Genomic DNA, 17,174 nt, shown 5'->3' with positions numbered 1-17,174 from the left:
AGTGCCTCCCTCTGATTTCTTAGGCGAGCCGGGCGAAATATGCGCCCCACGCCGGAATATCTATCTTCCCACCGTAGTTATTGCTGGTGAAGCCGTGACCCGTCAACGCCTGCCAGTTGCCCTCGGGCAGCGCCACGGCGGTTTCGGCAGCGCCCATATTGAAAACGCAAAGCAGCTTCTCGTTTCCATATTCGCGCATGAAAATCAGCGCGTCGTCCTGCGGATCGGCAAAGGCGATCTCGCCCTTGGCGAAGGCCGGGAACTGCTTGCGGAAGGCGAGGAAGCGGCGGTAGTGCTCCAGCACCGAGTTCTCGTCGCCCTGCTGAACGCTGACGGCACGCAGGATGTGTTCGACCGGAACCGGCAGCCACGGCTTGACCGTGGAGAAGCCGCCCTGGGCGACCTGGCTATCCCAGACCATCGGCGTCCGGCAGCCGTCGCGGCCCTTGAACTCCGGCCAGAACTGAATGCCGTAAGGATCCTGCAGATCCTGATAGGCGAGGTCGGCTTCGGTGAGGCCGAGCTCTTCGCCCTGATAGAGGCAGACCGAACCGCGCAGCGTCATCAAGAGCGATGCATATTGCTTGGCGAAGGCATCGTGATCGGAGACCAGCGAGCCCCAGCGGCTGACATGGCGCATGACGTCGTGGTTGGAGAAGGCCCAGCAGGCCCAGCCATCCGGAGCGGCACGGCCGAAATCCTTCATCACCTCTTCGACGCGATCGGGAGAGAGCGGATCGGGCGCCAGGAACTCGAAGGCATAACACATATGCATCTTGTCGTTTCCGGACGTGTATTCACCGACGATCTCCAGGCCACGCTGGCTGTCGCCGACTTCGCCGACGGCGGCGATCGCCGGAAACTCTTCGAGCACGGCGCGGAAGCGCTTCAGGAACTCGAGATTTTCAGGCCGGTTCTTGTCGTAGATATGCTCCTGGAAATTATAGGGGTTCACGGCAGGCGCAGTGGAGGCGTTGCGGCGCTCAGGCGCCAGCGCCGGGTTGTCGCGCAGCTGCTTGTCGTGGAAGTAGAAGTTGATCGTATCCAGGCGGAAGCCATCGACGCCGCGCTTCAGCCAGAAGCGCACGACATCGAGCAGGCGGTTCTGCACCTCCGGATTATGAAGGTTCATGTCCGGCTGGGAGGTCAGGAAGTTGTGCATGTAATATTGCATGCGCGTCGGATCCCACGCCCATGCGGAGCCGCCGAAGATCGACAGCCAGTTGTTCGGCGGCGTGCCATCCGGCTTCGCATCCGCCCAGACATACCAGTCGGCCTTGGCATTGGTGCGGCTGGAGCGGCTCTCGACGAACCAGGGATGCTGGTCCGACGAGTGCGAGATGACCAGATCGATCATGACCTTGATGCCGAGGCGATGGGCCTCGGCGATCAGCGTGTCGAAATCGACGAGCGTGCCGAAGATCGCATCGACATTCTCGTAATCCGACACGTCGTAACCGAAGTCGCGCATCGGTGAGGTGAAGAAGGGCGAGATCCAGATGGCGTCGGCGCCGAGGCTTGCGACATGCGGCAACCGGGCGGTGATGCCCTTGAGGTCGCCGATGCCGTCGCCGTTGGAGTCCTGGTAGGAGCGCGGATAGATCTGATAGATCACCGCGCCACGCCACCAGTCCTTGTCGTCAGCCAGTTGGGGTTGAGATGCCACGCTCATGTGCTTTCCTATGCGAAGTCAGGTCTTGGGATTGATCAACCGCCCTTGACCGAGCCCGCCAGCAGGCCGCGCACCAGATACCGTTGCAGCGCGAAGAAGACGCAGAGCGGCACGATGATGGTGACGAAGGCCGAGGCCGTCAGGATTTCCCAGTTGCCGCCGCGCGAACCGAGGAGCGCATTCAGCGCACCTGTAAGCACGAGGTGTTGCCTGTCGGTGCCGAGGAAGACCATGGCGACGAGCAGGTCGTTCCACACCCACAGGAACTGGAAGATCGCGAAGGACGCGAGCGCGGGGAAGGACAAGGGCAAAACGATTTTCACGAAAATCTCGAAATCGCTGGCGCCGTCGACGCGGGCGGACTCGATGATCTCCTTGGGCAGCCCCGCGATATAGGCGCGGAGCAGATAGATGGCGAGCGGCATACCGAAGGCGGTGTGCGCCAGCCAGATGCCGGGATAGGTCTTGGACGGCGCGTCGAGCAGCATGCCGACCTGATTGTAGAGCCGCAGAAGCGGGATCAGCGACATCTGCAGCGGCACGACGATGAGGCCGACGACCAGCGCGATCAGCAGCGCGCGGCCGGGGAATTCCATCCAGCTCAGCGCATAGGCCGCGAAAGCCGCAATCAGGATCGGGATGATGGTTGCCGGGATGGTCACCGTCAGCGAATTGATGAAGGACTGGCCGATCCCCTCGCCCGTCAAAACGGTGCGGTAATTATCGAGGGTGAATTCCGGCGGCGTCGAGACCGCGACATAGACGCGGCGGCCGGCATCGTCATCGGTGAAGGCCGCCGGCTTCGAATAGCGGTAGCTGCCGTCGGCATTGACCTGCAGCGACAGGCCCTCGCCGAGATCGGCGGTTTCGCCGGCCTTGTAGGCGGAGGGCTGCTGGACGCGGGTGCCGAAGGCGGTCAGCGAATGACCTTCCTGGCCCCGCAGCAGGTTGCCCGCGATCACATAGGTCGCGCCTTCCTGTTTCTGCTGGTCGACGCCGCCGACGCGGGCAGCGACCGTGCGGGTCGAGCCGGCAAAGGAGGTCCACCAGCCGGAGACGACGATCTGGTCCTTGTCGCGCAGCGCGCTGACGAAGATGCCGAGCGTCGGGATCAGCCAGATGATGACGATCAGGAGAACGCAGGCGTGAACGAACAGACGGGCGGGGCCGATCTTGAAGAAGCTTGCAGTCGCAGTCATCTCAGTGGCCTCCGAGTTCGCGGTTGGCGCGGCGGACGTTCCAGACCATGATCGGCGTCACGGCCAGCATGATGATCAGCGCGATGACGGCGCTTCGGCCGGAATCCCCGCCTCCGCGGAACATCCAGTCGAACATCAGGTTGGCGAGCACCATGGTCTGCCACTGGCCGTTGGTCATCGTCAGAACGATGTCGAAGACCTTGAGGACGAGAATGGTGATGGTCGTCCAGACGACGGCGATCGTGCCCCAGACCTGCGGCACCATGATGCGCCAGAAGATCTGCCAGCCATTGGCACCGTCGATAACGGCGGCCTCGATGGTTTCCTCGGGAATGCCGCGAAGGGCAGCCGAGAGGATGACCATGGCGAAGCCGGTCTGGATCCAGATGAGGATGACCATCAGGAAGAAATTGTTCCAGAAGGGAACCGAGATCCAGACTTCCGGCGTGCCGCCGAAGAGCTGGACGATAGCGTTCAGCAGGCCGATCTGGACGTCGTTGCCGCCGCGATATTCGTAGATGAACTTCCAGATGACGGAGGCGCCGACGAAGGAAATCGCCATCGGCATGAAGACGATGCTCTTGGCGATGTTGCCCCACCAGATGCGGTCGGTCATCACGGCGATGACGAGACCGAAGAAGGTGCAGGCGGCGGGCACAACGGCAAGCCAGAGGATGTTGTTGAAGATCGACTGGCGGAATTCGCGATCGCCCAGCGCCCACTGATAGTTGGCGAAGCCGACGAAATTGACGCCCGAGCGATCGTAGAACGACAGGATCAGCGTCGCGACGACGGGATAGACGAGATAGACGACGAGCAGAAGCAGCGCCGGGCCGATGAACAGCCAGGGGCGGATCAAGCCGCGGCGATTGAGATTGCGCGATGCGGCGCGGATGTCGCCATCCTTCACCGGCAGCGCCAGATCCAAGATCTTGTTCGAGAAATAAAAGTAGGCCGAGCAGGCGAAAACCGCCACGACCACCACGCCCAAAGCGGAAACTATCTGCGATAGCATTCGTCCCTCCCCTGCTACCCCTGTCTATCTGAAGGGCTTACGCCGGCCTGCGTCAACTTCTCTACGCGTTTGACCACAGTGCTGGCGCCGGCCGAACCCCTTTGAGGATCCGGCCCTGCATGCAGCGATGCCGCGGCCGAGCCGCGGCATCTGACAACGATGATTACTTGATGGCGTCCCAGGCAGCCTGGATTTCCTTGCCGGTATCTTCGGCAGACTTGCCACCGACGAAATCGACCATGCCGGTCCAGAAGGCGCCGGCACCGATCTTGCCCGGCATCAGATCCGAACCGTCGAAGCGGAAGGTCGTGGCCGTGGTCAGGATTTCGCCTTCGCGCTTCATCTGCTCGTTGGCGTAAGCCGCGGTGCTGACACCCTTGTACGGCGTCAGGAAGCTCGACTGAGCCATCCAGACTTCATGGGCGATCGGGGTCTTCAGGAAGTCGACGAAGGCGCGGGCCGTCTTCGAGTCCTTTGCGATCGAGACCAGCGTGCCTGCACCGAGAACCGGCTTGCCGAGATCGGCGTGCGAGGCATAGGTCGGCATGTAGAAGAAGTCGGCGTCCTGGCCGAGCTTCGTGCCTTCAGGGAAGAAGGACGGGATGAACGAGGCCTGATGATGCAGGTAGCACTTCGGCGGAACGGCGAAGAGGCCCTTCGGGCTGTCGCGGAAGTCGGTCGAAGCCACGGCTGCAACGCCGCCATCGACATACTTCTCGTTCTTGGCGAACTTGCCGAATTCCTCGATCGCGGCAACGACAGCCGGATCGGTGAACTTCACTTCGTTCGTCGTCCACTTGTCGTAGACGTCAGGCTTCTGCGTGCGCAGCATGATGTCTTCGATCCAGTCGGTCGCCGGCCAGCCGGTTGCGCCGCCAGAACCGAGACCGATGCACCACGGAACGCCGCCGTCCTTGACGATCTGGTCGGTGAGAGCGAAGAGCTCTTCCATGGTCGTCGGGACCTTGTAGCCCGCTTCCTTGAAGTTTTCAGGCACATACCAGACCAGCGACTTCACGTCGGCCTTGTAAGGGAATGCGTAAAAGCCTTCCTTGCCGTCCTTGCCCTTGTAGGTGCCGTAACCGACCCAGCTGTCGCCGGCGCCGTAGTTGTCCTTGACCCACTTCGAGGTATCGTCGCCGAGCGGCGTCAGGAAGCCCTTGCTGGCGAGGTCAGCAAGAAGGCCCGGCTGCGGCAGGATCGCGACGTTCGGCGGTGAACCGGCCTGGGTGTCGATGACGATCTGCTGCTCGTAGTTTTCCGAGGACGAGTAGGTGGCTTCGATGCCGGTCGCTTCGGTGAAATAAGCAAGAATGCTGCGGAAGAAGGCTTCGTCTTCGCCGCGCCACGGTCCGAAGATCGTCAGCGGCTGACCCTTGAGGTCGGCATGCGATGCCTTGAATTCGTCGTAGCTCTTCCAGTTGAACTTGGCGTCCTGCCCCGGAGGAAACTTGAGATCGGCAGCAGAGACGCTACCTGCAAAAAGCGCCGCCGCAGCGACGCCCATCAGAAAAATCTTTTTCATGTGATCAACCTCCCATCACAATCCCAACCGCACTTTCAGCCTCTCACCGGAGCCTTTCAAAGCGCTTTGACAACAAAGTCATTCCACTTTCCTCCGAACGGAGTCAAGCTAATTCGCGAATGCCGCGCAAACACTGGCAAATTTCGCGTTGCAGCAACGCTTACACGGGAATATGGAGCGATTTTTCTTGAGTCAAGCGGACCAAATGCTACATAATTTAAAAGCGCTTTGAACGGTCCGGGAGAAACCGTTGCGTGCAGAAACCGGCGGAGGAAGCATAGCACGTGAATCTCAAACAGCTATCGGAATTGCTCGGTCTTTCCCAGACGACCGTCAGCCGCGCCCTCAATGGCTACCCCGAAGTCAATGAGGCGACGCGCGAGCGTGTGCTCCAGGCTGTCAAGGAAACCGGCTATCGCCCGAACAAGGCGGCCCAGCGCCTGGCGACCGGCAAGGCGGGCTCGATCGGCCTCGTGATGCCGACCGCTCCCGGCCACCAGTCCGACGTGCATTTCGGCGAATTCCTGGCGGGGCTTGGCGAGGAAGCGCTGCGTCACGACTTCCATTTCGTGATCATGCCATCGGACCCCGACGACGAGGTTGGCGCACTGCGGCGGCTGGCGATCAGCGGCAATGTGGATGCGCTGTTCGTCGCCTATATGCGCGGCCACGATCCCCGGCTTGCGATGCTGAAATCGCTTTCGACGCCGTTTGTCGTCCACGGCCGGTCGCATGGAACGGAGCCCGACTACCCCTATCTCGACATCGACAACGAAGCCGCCTTCTACGATGCGACGAAGCTCCTGCTGCAGCTCGGGCATACGCGCTTCGGGCTGATGAACGGCCCGGCGCATCTGGATTTCGCGATCCGGCGGAGAGAAGGCGTCGAGGCGGCACTTGGCGAGCGCGGGCTGCATCTCAACGAAGACTGCATGAGCCACTCGCTGATGACGGACGAACAGGGGATGGTGGCGATGGAGCAGTTCCTGCAGCTGCCGGAGCGGCCGACGGCGATCCTCTGTTCAAGTACGGTGCTGGCGCTCGGCGCCATCCGCGCCGTCAACCAGGCGGGACTGAAGCTCGGTGAAGACATCTCGCTGATCGCCCATGACGACGTGCTGCCGCTTCTGAAGCCTGAGAATTTCTCGGTGCCGCTGACGACGACGCGCTCGTCGCTGCGCGCCGCGGGCGCCCGCATCGCGCAGCGCCTGATCGGAACGGTCAAGCAGACCGCCGCCTTCCCCGAGCAGGAACTCTGGAAGGCGGAACTGATCGTCAGGGGATCGACAGGCCCTGCCCCGCGCAGCTGATCAGAACTGCGGCGGCTTCTGGCCAGCGGTGCGGTGAGCGGCGATCACGGTATTGGCCATCAGCATGGCGATCGTCATCGGGCCGACTCCACCCGGAACCGGAGTGATGACGGCGGCGACCTTTTCCGCCTCGGCAAAGGCGACGTCGCCGACGAGGCGGGTCTTGCCCTCACCCTTTTCCGGTGCCGGAACGCGGTTGATACCGACATCGATGACGGTTGCGCCGGGCTTCACCCAATCGGCCTTGACCATCTCGGGACGGCCGACGGCTGCAACCAGAATATCGGCATTGCGGCAGACGGCCGGCAGATCCTTGGTGCGCGAGTGCGCGATGGTGACGGTTGCATTGGCGTTCAGCAGCAGCTGCGCCATCGGCTTGCCGAAGAGGTTCGAGCGGCCGATGACGACGGCGTTCAGACCGGAGAGGTCTTCACCATGCGTGCGGCGAACGAAGACCATGGCGCCGGCCGGCGTGCAGGAGACAAGACCGGTTTCGAGATCGCCGGTGGCGAGCTTGCCGGCGTTGACAACGTGCAGGCCGTCGACGTCCTTTTCCGGCAGGATCGACTGGATGATCGGCTCGCTGTTCAGCGGCTTCGGCAGCGGCAGCTGCACGAGAATGCCGTGGATGGATGCATCATCGTTCAACGATGCGACGAGAGCGGCAAGCTCTTCCTGCTTCGTTTCGGCCGGCAGCGTGTACTGCACCGACTTGAAGCCGCATTCCTTCGCCATCTTGCTCTTGGAATTGACATAGGCATGGCTTGCCGGATCATCGCCGACGATCACCACTGCAAGACCCGCCTTCACGCCGCTCTGCTTTTCGAGCGATGCCGTCGCCGCCTTCACGGTTTCGATCACCGAAGCGGCTACCTGCTTGCCATCGATCACTGTCGTCACGCGTCTCTCCCGCCTGTGCCATCGCGTGCGAAGCTAGGCCTTCGCCCGCCACGCCGTTTGCCTCAGAACGCCCTATCCTGTTTAAAAGCGGCAAATGCAAGGGCAATGATGCCGCCGCGCGAGGAGAAATCGCGGTTAGCGGCCAGTTGCCGCATAGCTCTGGAAGCGGCTGCGCAACTCTGCCAGTTCGGCCCGCAACGCCGTGAGATCGTCCGGCTGCTCCGGCTCCGGCTGCTGGACGGCGGGCGGCTCAACGATCACCGGGATATCCAGGAGATCGAGCGGGTCTTCCTGTCGCTTGCGAAACAGGCCTGACAGCATCGAGGCGGCAAGACCGAGGATCAGGCCGATGCCACCGCCGATCGCGGAGCGAAGGGGCGTGCTGTAGCCGGTCGCGATCGCGAAGACCTGCGGAGCAGCCTGCATGGAGATATTGCCGTCGCCCATGCCAGCCTGAGGCAGGGTCGTATCGAGCCGCGACTTGGCTGCATCCGCCTTGTCGCGCAATTCGGTCAGCTTGGCGAGATCGACGCCGGTATCGCGGCTCTGGGCGATCAGGCCGTTGCGTTCGTCGCTGAGCTTGCGGCGCGCGTCGACGGCGGATTTAGCGTCGACGGCAGCATCCTTCGCCTGCACCAGGAGTTCGCGGGAGAGCTTGTCGCGAAGACCATCGACGATCCCCTGCTGGGCAAGAAGCTTCGGGTGACGCGGGCCGAGATCGATCGAGAGCTGCGAAAGCGTTGCCTTCTCGGCGGCATATCTGTCACGCGCGTCCAGCAGCACGGGCGACATCATATCGGTGGGCAGCACGCCATCGACGACATCGGCCGGTTTGGCCGCCTTCAGGCGATCGGCGCGCTCCTTCGAGAGGGTAATACGCTGTTCGGCAACCTTGAGATCGGCATCCAGCTGGTTGATCCTCTGCTGAAGGTCGATGGCGACCTTGACGTTGCCTTCACCGGTCTTGGCCGTGAAGGCGTCTAGTTCGGCGCGGGCCTGCTCATAGGCCTTCTTCAACGTGCCGTCCGATCCGGCAGCGCTGCCTGCCGGCGACGCGAGCAGCATGCCTGACAGGCGCGCGGCGATCTGGCGGGATTTCTCGGCGCTTGCGGTGGAGACATTGAGCCTGACCAGCCCAGTGGCGCCATCCGGCACGGCTTCGACGGCTGCTGCCAGAGACGCCTCGGCGCGGGACGCGGCGTCTGCTGCCGCCCCGTTGCCGGACAAAAGATCGAGGGCGATGCCGACGGCGTTGGGCTTCTCGCCAGCGAATTCAGGATCGCGGTCGAGCTTCAGCGACGCCACGGCCGTGGCGATCATCGGGGCGGAGACCAGCTTCTTCGCGGCCGCCTGCGTCAGCGCCGGACGGGTCGCCGTATCGCCGCCGACATGCAGCACGGTGGCGGCGGCATAGCGGACGGGCGCCTGCGGCATCATGAGCGGAAAGGCCGCGCCGAGCATCAGGCCAACAAGCGCAAACGCAATCGGCTTCACGGGAAGATGGAGCGGCTCGTCGTCGACGGCTGCGGGGATGTCGTTGGTATTGGCGGGGACGAACACCGGTTCCGGCAGCTGCGGAATGGCGGCAGGCTGGACCGCGGGCTTTTCTGCTTTCGCCGGCTGCGGTGGCGCGTCATTGGCGGGCGCGAACTGCGGAGCGAGAATGGCTTCGATACGGCTTGTCAGCGGAGCCTCTGCCCTCGCCCGCGCCTGGCGCTGCTCCTCGAGCGCCTTTTCGATGACACGCAGCAATTCGGCTTCGGAGGGACGAACCGCAGGCGCATGACCGCCGCGCGATGCTTCCCGCGCGCCGAGCGGGGCGCCTGTCCGTCTGCCGTTCAATGCCTTGTTGTCATACATGGATGCCACTTCTCACGCACGTGATGGTCCGGCCATTACCCGCGGCTCAGCGAGTATTAATCGAGCCTAAACAATCATGGCAAAGAAATGGTTAATGAACGGTTCAGGAGGCCGCTATTGATGCGTGCCGCTGCGCTTCTGCGGCGGCAGAGAATTGCCGCGATCACCATCAAGCTTCAACATCCGCTCGCGCCGGCTGAACCGGTATTGCAGAACATGAAACAGGAAGACCGGAATGCCGACGACATAACGGCGCCAGAGGCGGGATGGCTCCTGGACCAATCGGTAGGCCCATTCGAGCCGCATCATCCGCACCGTTTCCGGCGCGCGCGGAATCTCGCCTGAGACGAAATCGAAGAGCGCGCCGACCGTCAGCACGAGACGGGCATGCTCCGGACGGACATGGCGATGCGCCCACTTTTCCTGCAGCGGCGTGCCCATACCGATGATCAGCATGTCGACCTTCTGGGCGTCGAGCTCGGCGATGACATCGACGGGATTGTCCTTGTCGAAATAACCATCGGAAATGACGACGAATTCGTGCCACGGCGCATGCTTGGCGAAATTCGCCGCAGCGCGCTCGACGACGGCGCGCTTGCCGCCGATCAGGCCGACGCGGCGCGGCGTCTCCATGAAGGTCAGCAGTGCGGGGACGAAATCGGTGCCGTTGAGGTTGGCCGGGAACGGGCCGCCATGCGACACCTGCGAGGCGATGTTGAGGCCGATACCATCGGGCAGGACCAGGTTCTGCTCAAGGATGTCGCGATATTCGGGATCGCGCAGCGTCATCAGCATGTTGTGGGCATTGACGAAGGAGATGACCGTCTGGCCGACCGGCAGCGACGCCAGTTCGTTGATGAAGACGAGCGCGTCGTCCCATCCGAGATCGCAGACCGGCACGTCGAAGATCGTACGGCGCGAGGCCATAACCGCGAAATTCGCGATCAGATTCATCCCAACCTCCTGCAGGGGGTGCTTCATGCGCCCAGCATCCCGGAAAACAAGCGACAGACGGCACTCCTGCCGGTGATGGCGGGGAGCGTGGCTGGCAAAGCCTGCAGCCGCTATCCCGGATGCAGAGCCATGACAGGCCTGAACCAAGGGTATATCAGCTCAATTTCAAACAACCTTTAGGAAAACCCGTCGCATTGCGGGAACCGGGAAAAGGAACGGTTAACCATAGCCGCCCGAAAACGCAGATGGCGCCCGTGGGGCGCCATCTCGATCTGGACGATGAATACGATCAGTGCGCGGCCGGGGCTGCTGCCGCATCCTCTGCAGGTGCAGCTTCAACGATCTTGACCGGCTTGCCCATCTTCGGCTGCTGGCCGGAGGTGGCGGCCTTCTGATCTTCCTTCGAGAGATAATCGAGCTGCTGCAGCATGACGTCGGCGATGTAGTCGCCGCCCAACCGCTCGTTCATGCCCTTCTTGACCGCATCGCGGAATGCCTGCGGATCGAAGGACTTGACCTTGCTGATATCGACCATCTTGTTGCCGACGAGCAGCGTGAACAGCTGATCCGTCGTCATTTCCGTCAGCGGCAGCGTGGCTCCCTTCACGACATCCTTGTTCATCATGAAGTTCAGCTGGCCGATGAAATAGCCGGTTACCGCACCATCGCCGATGATCGGAATGGTGACGGTCTCGCCTTTGACAAGCTCGAGCTGCGCCTGCTTGGAATCGTCCGGCGGCGGCGCTGGCGCGGTGGCCATCTTCACCGAGAAATAGACCGAAGCCAGCGTGATCACGCAGACCCAGATGCCTGTAAAGACGAGTTTAAGCATCAGTTATCACGCGCGACGAATTGTTCCTGGGAATAGGTGCCATCGGCATCCGCATCCTGCACGGCGCTCTTCAGGAGATCGGCCACAGCACGGACGGCTTCGAGGTGAGCCTCGACGCGGCGCGCGTTGAGCGTCAGCTTCTTCTTCAGACCATGCAGCTGGTCGAGATGCGAAGCGGCAAGTTCAGCCGGATCGGTATCGCGGAACAGCATCGACAGCTCATACAGGCAACGGCTCTTGTGCGCGTTCGATACCTTGAGGTCGAACTGCGGATCGGCACCGATGCGCGTATTCTCGTTATCGATGATCATTTCCAGGCGGCCGAGGACCGATTTGATACGATATTCGTTCGAGATTATTTCCATTTTTATCCTCGGCTATGCTTCTTTACTGGACTTGGTCTCCGCCGTCGGCGTGCCAAATGTCTTGCGCTGGAATTCGTCGATCATGCTGAAGGCGACCTTGCGGTCATCCTGGTCGGCAGTGGCGTTGACGATGCCGCCTTCCTTCTTGCGAAGGGCATCGTGATAGAGCTGCTTGGCGATGCCGATGCCGTCACCCTTGGAGATGACGTTACCGAGCTGCTCGGCCATCATGCCCTTCCAGATGTCGCCGGTGGCGCCCTTGCCGTAGACCTGCTCGCTGTCGCTCGGCAGCATGTTCTTGATGAAGTTCTGCAGAACCATCGATTCGAACTTCCGGTAGGTTTCCGGAATCTGTTCGGTCTTTTCGCGATTCTTGACGTCGTCGAGGCCGGTTTTCGCCGTGCTTTCGAGACCTTCGATCTTCGAGGAGAAGCCATTGCCGTTTTCGGCAAGGCTGGTTGCCCGGAACGCAGCACGGGCTGCCTTCAGTTTCTCCTGGGCGGCCGCGACCTCGGTCGGGTCGGCAGCTTTGACAACGTCCAGGACAAGATCACTGGGGGGCGAGATAGCCAACGTCACAATCCTCTAATGTAAGGTTGTGGCGATTATTATTTTTGAAGCTTGCTGGAGGCTGGCGTTGCAAATTTCTGGTCGATGATATCGTAGACCGCATTGTCATCGGCCTCGCGGCGCTCGGATTCCAGGGCTTCTTTCATCCCCTCCTCCAGCCTGTCGCCCTTTGCACGCTCGCGCTGCAGGCGCATTTCGTGCAGCTGCTGGATGCCCGTCAGCTGTTTGTCCTTGGTGCTGAGTCGCTCGAAGCGGTCGGCATAGCTCTGCGAGAAGGCGCGGTGAATCGGATCGACGGAGCCCAACGCATCGATGACATTGTCCATCGACTGATTGACCTCGACACGCTGGCGCGCCGTTTCGGCCAGGTCGTATTCGGCCATCTGCTCGAGATGACGCTGCACCGCGACCAGGCGCTTCAGCTTCTGAGACCGGGTCTGTTCCGCCATTGCTCTAGAGCCCTATGAAGACGGTGGGGAAGGACTGCGCAAACTGGCTGATCAGCGCCGCAACCGAGAAATAGAACAGGAAGAGCCCACCGAGCAGCAGATAAGGCGTCGAGATGAAGTAGACCGGGATCTGCGGCGCCAGCTTGTTGATGAAGCCGATCGAGACGTTGAACATCATGCTGTAGATCAGGAACGGGCTCGAGAGCCGGAGCATGATGTAGGTGGTCGAGACCAGCGTATCGGTGAGCGAGATCAGGTTGGCGCGCATGTCGCCGGGGCCGCCGAAGGGCATGGTCGTGTAGGAATCGACCAGCGCCTTGAAGACGATGTGATGGAAGTCCATCAGGAAGAGAACCATGATGCCGGCGAAGGTGATGAAACCGGACAGGCTGGTTTCCTGCGAATCTTCGACGACGTCGTTACCGGCCGGCGAGGTGTAGCCGACCATCATGGCGATGATCGTTGCTGCAAACTGGAAGCCCATCGTGTAGACGCGGGCGAGCAGGCCGTACATGACGCCGATCAGCGATTCGGTGAAGATCAGGCCGATATAGGTGGCGCTGGTGCCGCTGACCGCGGGATAGACCGTATCCCACATCATCGGCAGCAAGGCGAGAGACAGACCGGCGGCAACGAAAACCCGCAGGATTTCAGGCACGCGTGCCGAGGAAAACCCCGGCATCGCCAAGACGCAACCACCAACCCTGCAAAAGATCAGAAAGAGCGCAAGGATGGTGCCCTGCGGGTCTGTTATCATGAAACCGAGCCCAAAATCTTTATCTCGATGCCCTTCGCCAACTCGACGTGGGACAGAACCGGAAGCGTCGCGAACAAGCGTTCGATGATCATGCGCACATAGGAGCGCGTTTCCGGCGACGTGACAAGGCAGAAAGGCAGGCCGCGATCCATGAATTCACGGATAACCTTCGTCGCCTGCTCGCTGAACTCTTCGAGAGCACGCGGATCGATGTCGAATTCGACAACTTCGCCCTTGTTGTCGCGCTTCAGAGCCTGGTGGAAGGCGAGATCCCACTTGCTGCCGAGTCGCAGGACGCGGAGCACGCCGTTGTCGGCAAGGTCGCCGCAAATCTGCTGCGCCATGCGGATGCGGACGTGTTCGACGATCTGCTCGGTATTGCGGACATGCGGCGCGAGCTCGGCGACGGCTTCGAGGATCAGGTGCAGGTTGCGGATCGAGACGCGCTCGGCGAGCAGCAGCTTCAGCACCGCCTGCAGGCCCGAATAGGACATGTGCGAGGTGCAGATTTCGTCCGCCAGCTTCTTGTATTCCGGATCGAGCCGGTCGATCAGCACCTTGACGTCCTTATAGGACAGGAGCTGCGGCAGGTTGTTGCGGATAACTTCGCTCATATGCGTCAGGACGACGGAGACGTTGTCGATCGGCTGGAAGCCTTCGCGCTTCAGATCTTCGGTAAAGGCTTCGAGAACCGAAACCGCCGGCATGCCGAAAGCGGGTTCGCGGATTTCGTCTCCCGGAATACGCGGCTTGCGGCCGGAACCGGTGACGACCAGCACTTCGCCGACACGCAGCTGGTTCGATGCGACGGTCGTGCCGTGGATGCGGATCTGGTAGGATTTTTCGGCGATCGCGATATCGTCGGTGACCTTGATTTCGGGAACGACGAAACCGTATTGCGTCGCGAACTTCTTGCGCATCTTGCCGACGCGGAAGGCGAGTTCCTGATGTGCGCCGAGCAGGCGGGTCGAGACCATCTTGCCGAGTGCGAGCTCGATTTCCGAGGTACGCAGGACAGACTTGACCGAGTCCTTCTCGAGCTCCTTGCTCTGGACGACCTTCTTTTCTTCCTGTTCGCGGCGGATCTTGTTCTCCGCCTCGATCTGGCGCGGGATGAACCAGGCGCCGAAAGCCATCAGGCCGCCGAGCAGCATGAAGGGGACGGTCGGCAGACCGGGCATCAGGCCGAGGATGGCCATGAGGGCGGCCGAGACCGAGAGCGCGCGCGGATAGCCGGAGAGCTGACCGATAACCGCTTCGTCGGTGGAGCCGACATTGCCACCGCGCGAAACCAGGAGGCCTGCAGCGAGCGAAACGATGAGAGCCGGCATCTGCGACACGAGACCGTCGCCGACAGACAGCTTGACGAAGACGTCAGCCGCTTCGCCGATCGGCATGCCGTGGCGGAAATAGCCGATGATGATGCCGCCGAAGACGTTGATGCCGGTGATCAGAAGGCCGGCGACAGCGTCACCGCGGACGAACTTGGACGCACCGTCCATGGCACCGAAGAAGGAGCTTTCTTCTTCAAGTTCCTTACGGCGGCGCTGGGCTTCCTTCTCGTCGATGATACCGGCAGAAAGGTCGGCGTCGATCGACATCTGCTTACCGGGAATGGCGTCCAAGGTGAAACGCGCGCCGACTTCCGCGATACGCGTCGCACCCTTGGTGATGACGATGAAGTTGATGGTGATCAGGATCAGGAAGACGATCAGACCGATCACGAAGTCGCCGGACATGACGAGGCTTGCAAAGCCGGCGATAACGCCACCGGCCGCATCATGACCTTCGTTGCCGTGCGAAAGGATGACGCGCGTCGTGGCGATGTTCAGCGCCAATCGCGTCATGGTCGCGATCAGAAGAATGGTCGGGAAGGACGAGAATTCCAGCGGCTTCTTGATCCACAGCGCGACCATGAGGATCAGCACCGAGAAAGCGATCGAGAATGCCAGGCCGAGGTCGATCAGAAATGGCGGAATCGGCAGGAAGAGAATGCAGATGATAACGATGATGCCGAAGGCAAAGCCGATATCGCGCAAACTCGGTGCGGATTTGGGAAGCGGTAGTGCAGGTGGTTGCGCCATAACTGGTTCCGTCTCTTCATGAGAGGAGGCGGATACCGGGACCCGCCCTATTCGGATCGACAGTTAAATGGCGAAGCTTGCGCGAAGATGGCTCAGAAGCCGGACTGAATGCGCGAAAAAACCATGTCCGTGAAGATCGAAATCTGCGAGCCGACGAAGGGCGCCGAGATGCCGACGGTGATCAGGACGGCAACGATCTTCGGAACGAAGGTCAGCGTCGCTTCCTGGATCTGCGTAAGTGCCTGAATGAGCGCGATGATCAGACCGACGACCATGGCCGCAGCAACCGCGGGGCCCGCCGCGACAAGCACGGTCCAGATGGCTGCCTGGAACAGATCGAGTGCATCAGCTTCATTCATCAGGCAACCTCATATCGCCCTGGGAGAAAAGTCCGGCGCGAGCCGGACTTAGGTGCTGGACGAGCTACCAGAGCTGCTGTTATCGCCTGTCGTGGTCGAGCCGTCCGTCGGGGTCGTCGCCGGCGCCGAATCAGAGATCGTGACGCCAGTCTGGACGAGAATTTTACCGCCATCCTTCGTCGTTGCAATGATGCCGTCGGAATAAACCTTGACCGAGGAGATGACGCCTTTGACGCTACCGTCCGCGCTTTCCATGTACTTGCCGATATAGCTGCCGGCCTGAGTGAGGCTGGAGCTGGAAAGCAGCGTGTCGAGCTTGGTATTCGTCTGGATCGTCTGTTCGACCTGCGAGAAGCTGGCGAGCTGAGACATCTGCTCGCTGGCATCTACGGGATCGGTCGGATCCTGGTTCTTCATCTGCGCGATCAGCAGCTGAAGGAAGTTATCGTAGTTCAGCGTCGCCTTCTGCTGGGCAGAAGACGTGCTGCTCGACGAGGACGAAGTGTCCGTCGCTCCGACGCCGCTTACCGCCATGGTGCGATCTCCTTGCGGATCTGTTCGACCATCGCCGGCGCCATTTCCTGCGTGTTGAGGATGTTGTCCTCAATGGCGTAGAGCGAGCGGATCGCCTTGAGAGCATCGAAGGCGCGGCCGGTCGAAACCAGACCGTCGATGCGCTTCAGTTCGGCGAGAACTTCCTCGTTGCGGAAGCAGGTCAGCAGCATGGTGATCGACTTGCGGAACATCGCCGTCGACTGTTCCTTGCCTTCCGGGTTGATGAGGATCATCTGCGCGATGAAGTAAAGCTGGCGCAGAGGCGTCGTGGCATCTTCCGGCTGCAGGACGTGATTTTCGAGAAGGAACGTCACATCATTCAGGAATTCCAGCGCGACCTTGCGGTCAACGCGCAAAACCGCGCCGTTGATGAAGATTCTTTCCCCGGCTTTAAGCGAAATGCGAAGTGTACTTTTCATTTAAGTCCATCCCTGATGATGGTGGTAATGTCGATAATGCCCTGGTAGTTGTCCGATTGCCGCCGTCTGATCCTGTCGCATTCCTTCAAAATCCAGATTGCGATCGAAATCAGATTGGCGCGGAGCTCAATCTCAAGCTGATTGTCCGGGTGCTTCAAGTCCTCCACGAAGCTGACCCAAACGCGGCGGGTGTAAAACAGCGCCTCGATGGCTTCCCGGCCGTATTTTCCCTTGTCGCGCGCCGCGGCAAGCATTTCGATAGACCGATCGAGAACTTGTCGTTCCCTTTCTTTTGCATCGGCCACCGAGTCTTGCATGACCTCGGCATAAGAGAACTGATACATTCATG

General features: G+C 61.1%; 18 protein-coding genes. 1 reads left to right on the top strand and 17 read right to left on the bottom strand.

Annotation, left to right across the window (positions count from 1 at the left end; translation table 11 throughout):
* Positions 1 to 19: 19 nt before the first annotated feature.
* From ACEN84_RS12280 to ACEN84_RS12265, 4 genes are all read right to left on the bottom strand, one after another.
* A complete protein-coding gene (locus tag ACEN84_RS12280) occupies positions 20 to 1,672 on the bottom strand; it encodes an alpha-glucosidase (RefSeq protein WP_413710994.1) in 1,653 nt (550 codons plus the stop codon).
* A 35-nt stretch (positions 1,673 to 1,707) separates the two neighbouring features.
* A complete protein-coding gene (locus ACEN84_RS12275; protein ID WP_413710993.1) occupies positions 1,708 to 2,871 on the bottom strand; it encodes a carbohydrate ABC transporter permease in 1,164 nt (387 codons plus the stop codon).
* A 1-nt stretch (position 2,872) separates the two neighbouring features.
* Complete coding sequence (locus ACEN84_RS12270) at positions 2,873 to 3,886, bottom strand: carbohydrate ABC transporter permease (protein ID WP_130279045.1); 1,014 nt, start codon at positions 3,884 to 3,886, stop codon at positions 2,873 to 2,875.
* 163 nt (positions 3,887 to 4,049) lie between these two features.
* Complete coding sequence (locus tag ACEN84_RS12265; RefSeq protein ID WP_112713232.1) at positions 4,050 to 5,411, bottom strand: ABC transporter substrate-binding protein; 1,362 nt, start codon at positions 5,409 to 5,411, stop codon at positions 4,050 to 4,052.
* Positions 5,412 to 5,695: 284 nt separating this feature from the next.
* Between ACEN84_RS12265 and ACEN84_RS12260 the strand changes: the two genes are divergently transcribed.
* Positions 5,696 to 6,721, top strand: coding sequence for a LacI family DNA-binding transcriptional regulator (locus ACEN84_RS12260; RefSeq protein ID WP_112713234.1), 1,026 nt, complete (start codon positions 5,696 to 5,698; stop codon positions 6,719 to 6,721).
* Here ACEN84_RS12260 and folD read toward each other — a convergent pair whose 3' ends face one another.
* The 13 genes from folD to flaF all read right to left on the bottom strand — a co-directional run bounded on the left by folD (position 6,722) and on the right by flaF (position 17,169).
* The gene (folD, locus tag ACEN84_RS12255; RefSeq protein ID WP_112713236.1) at positions 6,722 to 7,621 is read right to left on the bottom strand and encodes a bifunctional methylenetetrahydrofolate dehydrogenase/methenyltetrahydrofolate cyclohydrolase FolD; all 900 of its coding nucleotides are present in this window, start codon (positions 7,619 to 7,621) and stop codon (positions 6,722 to 6,724) included.
* A 135-nt stretch (positions 7,622 to 7,756) separates the two neighbouring features.
* Positions 7,757 to 9,481, bottom strand: a complete 1,725-nt coding sequence (locus ACEN84_RS12250) for a succinoglycan biosynthesis protein exop (RefSeq protein WP_413710992.1) — start codon at positions 9,479 to 9,481, stop codon at positions 7,757 to 7,759.
* Between the two features lie 114 nt (positions 9,482 to 9,595).
* Positions 9,596 to 10,435 carry a WecB/TagA/CpsF family glycosyltransferase gene (locus ACEN84_RS12245; RefSeq protein ID WP_199626193.1) on the bottom strand — a complete coding sequence of 280 codons (840 nt, stop codon included), beginning with the start codon at positions 10,433 to 10,435 and terminating at the stop codon, positions 9,596 to 9,598.
* Positions 10,436 to 10,724: 289 nt separating this feature from the next.
* Complete coding sequence (locus ACEN84_RS12240) at positions 10,725 to 11,267, bottom strand: hypothetical protein (protein WP_130279049.1); 543 nt, start codon at positions 11,265 to 11,267, stop codon at positions 10,725 to 10,727.
* On the bottom strand, positions 11,267 to 11,632 hold the full coding sequence (locus ACEN84_RS12235) for a hypothetical protein (protein WP_112713244.1): 366 nt from the start codon (positions 11,630 to 11,632) through the stop codon (positions 11,267 to 11,269). Before ACEN84_RS12235 ends, ACEN84_RS12240 begins: the two co-directional genes overlap by 1 nt.
* Before the next feature lie 12 nt (positions 11,633 to 11,644).
* Positions 11,645 to 12,205, bottom strand: coding sequence for a rod-binding protein (locus ACEN84_RS12230; RefSeq protein ID WP_112713246.1), 561 nt, complete (start codon positions 12,203 to 12,205; stop codon positions 11,645 to 11,647).
* Between the two features lie 35 nt (positions 12,206 to 12,240).
* Complete coding sequence (locus ACEN84_RS12225; protein WP_112713248.1) at positions 12,241 to 12,651, bottom strand: hypothetical protein; 411 nt, start codon at positions 12,649 to 12,651, stop codon at positions 12,241 to 12,243.
* Positions 12,652 to 12,655: 4 nt separating this feature from the next.
* Complete coding sequence (locus tag ACEN84_RS12220; RefSeq protein ID WP_413710991.1) at positions 12,656 to 13,408, bottom strand: flagellar biosynthetic protein FliR; 753 nt, start codon at positions 13,406 to 13,408, stop codon at positions 12,656 to 12,658.
* Positions 13,405 to 15,492 (bottom strand): flagellar biosynthesis protein FlhA, encoded by a 2,088-nt coding sequence (flhA, locus tag ACEN84_RS12215; protein WP_413710990.1) that lies wholly within the window; start codon positions 15,490 to 15,492, stop codon positions 13,405 to 13,407. Before flhA ends, ACEN84_RS12220 begins: the two co-directional genes overlap by 4 nt.
* A 92-nt stretch (positions 15,493 to 15,584) precedes the next feature.
* Positions 15,585 to 15,851 carry a flagellar biosynthesis protein FliQ gene (gene fliQ, locus ACEN84_RS12210; RefSeq protein WP_112713254.1) on the bottom strand — a complete coding sequence of 89 codons (267 nt, stop codon included), beginning with the start codon at positions 15,849 to 15,851 and terminating at the stop codon, positions 15,585 to 15,587.
* 48 nt (positions 15,852 to 15,899) lie between these two features.
* Positions 15,900 to 16,385, bottom strand: coding sequence for a flagellar hook assembly protein FlgD (flgD, locus tag ACEN84_RS12205; RefSeq protein WP_199626191.1), 486 nt, complete (start codon positions 16,383 to 16,385; stop codon positions 15,900 to 15,902).
* Positions 16,376 to 16,825, bottom strand: a complete 450-nt coding sequence (flbT, locus tag ACEN84_RS12200; protein ID WP_112713258.1) for a flagellar biosynthesis repressor FlbT — start codon at positions 16,823 to 16,825, stop codon at positions 16,376 to 16,378. The genes flgD and flbT overlap by 10 nt, the downstream gene beginning before the upstream one ends.
* Positions 16,822 to 17,169, bottom strand: a complete 348-nt coding sequence (flaF, locus tag ACEN84_RS12195; protein WP_112713260.1) for a flagellar biosynthesis regulator FlaF — start codon at positions 17,167 to 17,169, stop codon at positions 16,822 to 16,824. Before flaF ends, flbT begins: the two co-directional genes overlap by 4 nt.
* Positions 17,170 to 17,174 lie beyond the last annotated feature (5 nt).

This window comes from Rhizobium sp. Rhizsp82, from assembly GCF_047325115.1.
In the GTDB taxonomy this organism is placed as follows: domain Bacteria; phylum Pseudomonadota; class Alphaproteobacteria; order Rhizobiales; family Rhizobiaceae; genus Rhizobium.
Note: the sequence above shows the minus strand (reverse complement) of the source record. Positions and strands in the feature narration are given on the sequence as shown.

Bases quoted from the DNA above. Each gene is read 5' to 3' on its own strand.
- ACEN84_RS12280 (WP_413710994.1), bottom strand. From the start codon at position 1,672: ATGAGCGTGGCATCTCAACCCCAACTGGCTGACGACAAGGACTGGTGG.
- ACEN84_RS12275 (WP_413710993.1), bottom strand. From the start codon at position 2,871: ATGACTGCGACTGCAAGCTTCTTCAAGATCGGCCCCGCCCGTCTGTTC.
- ACEN84_RS12270 (WP_130279045.1), bottom strand. From the start codon at position 3,886: ATGCTATCGCAGATAGTTTCCGCTTTGGGCGTGGTGGTCGTGGCGGTT.
- ACEN84_RS12265 (WP_112713232.1), bottom strand. From the start codon at position 5,411: ATGAAAAAGATTTTTCTGATGGGCGTCGCTGCGGCGGCGCTTTTTGCA.
- ACEN84_RS12250 (WP_413710992.1), bottom strand. From the start codon at position 9,481: ATGTATGACAACAAGGCATTGAACGGCAGACGGACAGGCGCCCCGCTC.
- ACEN84_RS12245 (WP_199626193.1), bottom strand. From the start codon at position 10,435: ATGAATCTGATCGCGAATTTCGCGGTTATGGCCTCGCGCCGTACGATC.
- ACEN84_RS12240 (WP_130279049.1), bottom strand. From the start codon at position 11,267: ATGCTTAAACTCGTCTTTACAGGCATCTGGGTCTGCGTGATCACGCTG.
- ACEN84_RS12235 (WP_112713244.1), bottom strand. From the start codon at position 11,632: ATGGAAATAATCTCGAACGAATATCGTATCAAATCGGTCCTCGGCCGC.
- ACEN84_RS12225 (WP_112713248.1), bottom strand. From the start codon at position 12,651: ATGGCGGAACAGACCCGGTCTCAGAAGCTGAAGCGCCTGGTCGCGGTG.
- ACEN84_RS12220 (WP_413710991.1), bottom strand. From the start codon at position 13,408: ATGATAACAGACCCGCAGGGCACCATCCTTGCGCTCTTTCTGATCTTT.
- flhA (WP_413710990.1), bottom strand. From the start codon at position 15,492: ATGGCGCAACCACCTGCACTACCGCTTCCCAAATCCGCACCGAGTTTG.
- fliQ (WP_112713254.1), bottom strand. From the start codon at position 15,851: ATGAATGAAGCTGATGCACTCGATCTGTTCCAGGCAGCCATCTGGACC.
- flgD (WP_199626191.1), bottom strand. From the start codon at position 16,385: ATGGCGGTAAGCGGCGTCGGAGCGACGGACACTTCGTCCTCGTCGAGC.
- flbT (WP_112713258.1), bottom strand. From the start codon at position 16,825: ATGAAAAGTACACTTCGCATTTCGCTTAAAGCCGGGGAAAGAATCTTC.
- flaF (WP_112713260.1), bottom strand. From the start codon at position 17,169: ATGTATCAGTTCTCTTATGCCGAGGTCATGCAAGACTCGGTGGCCGAT.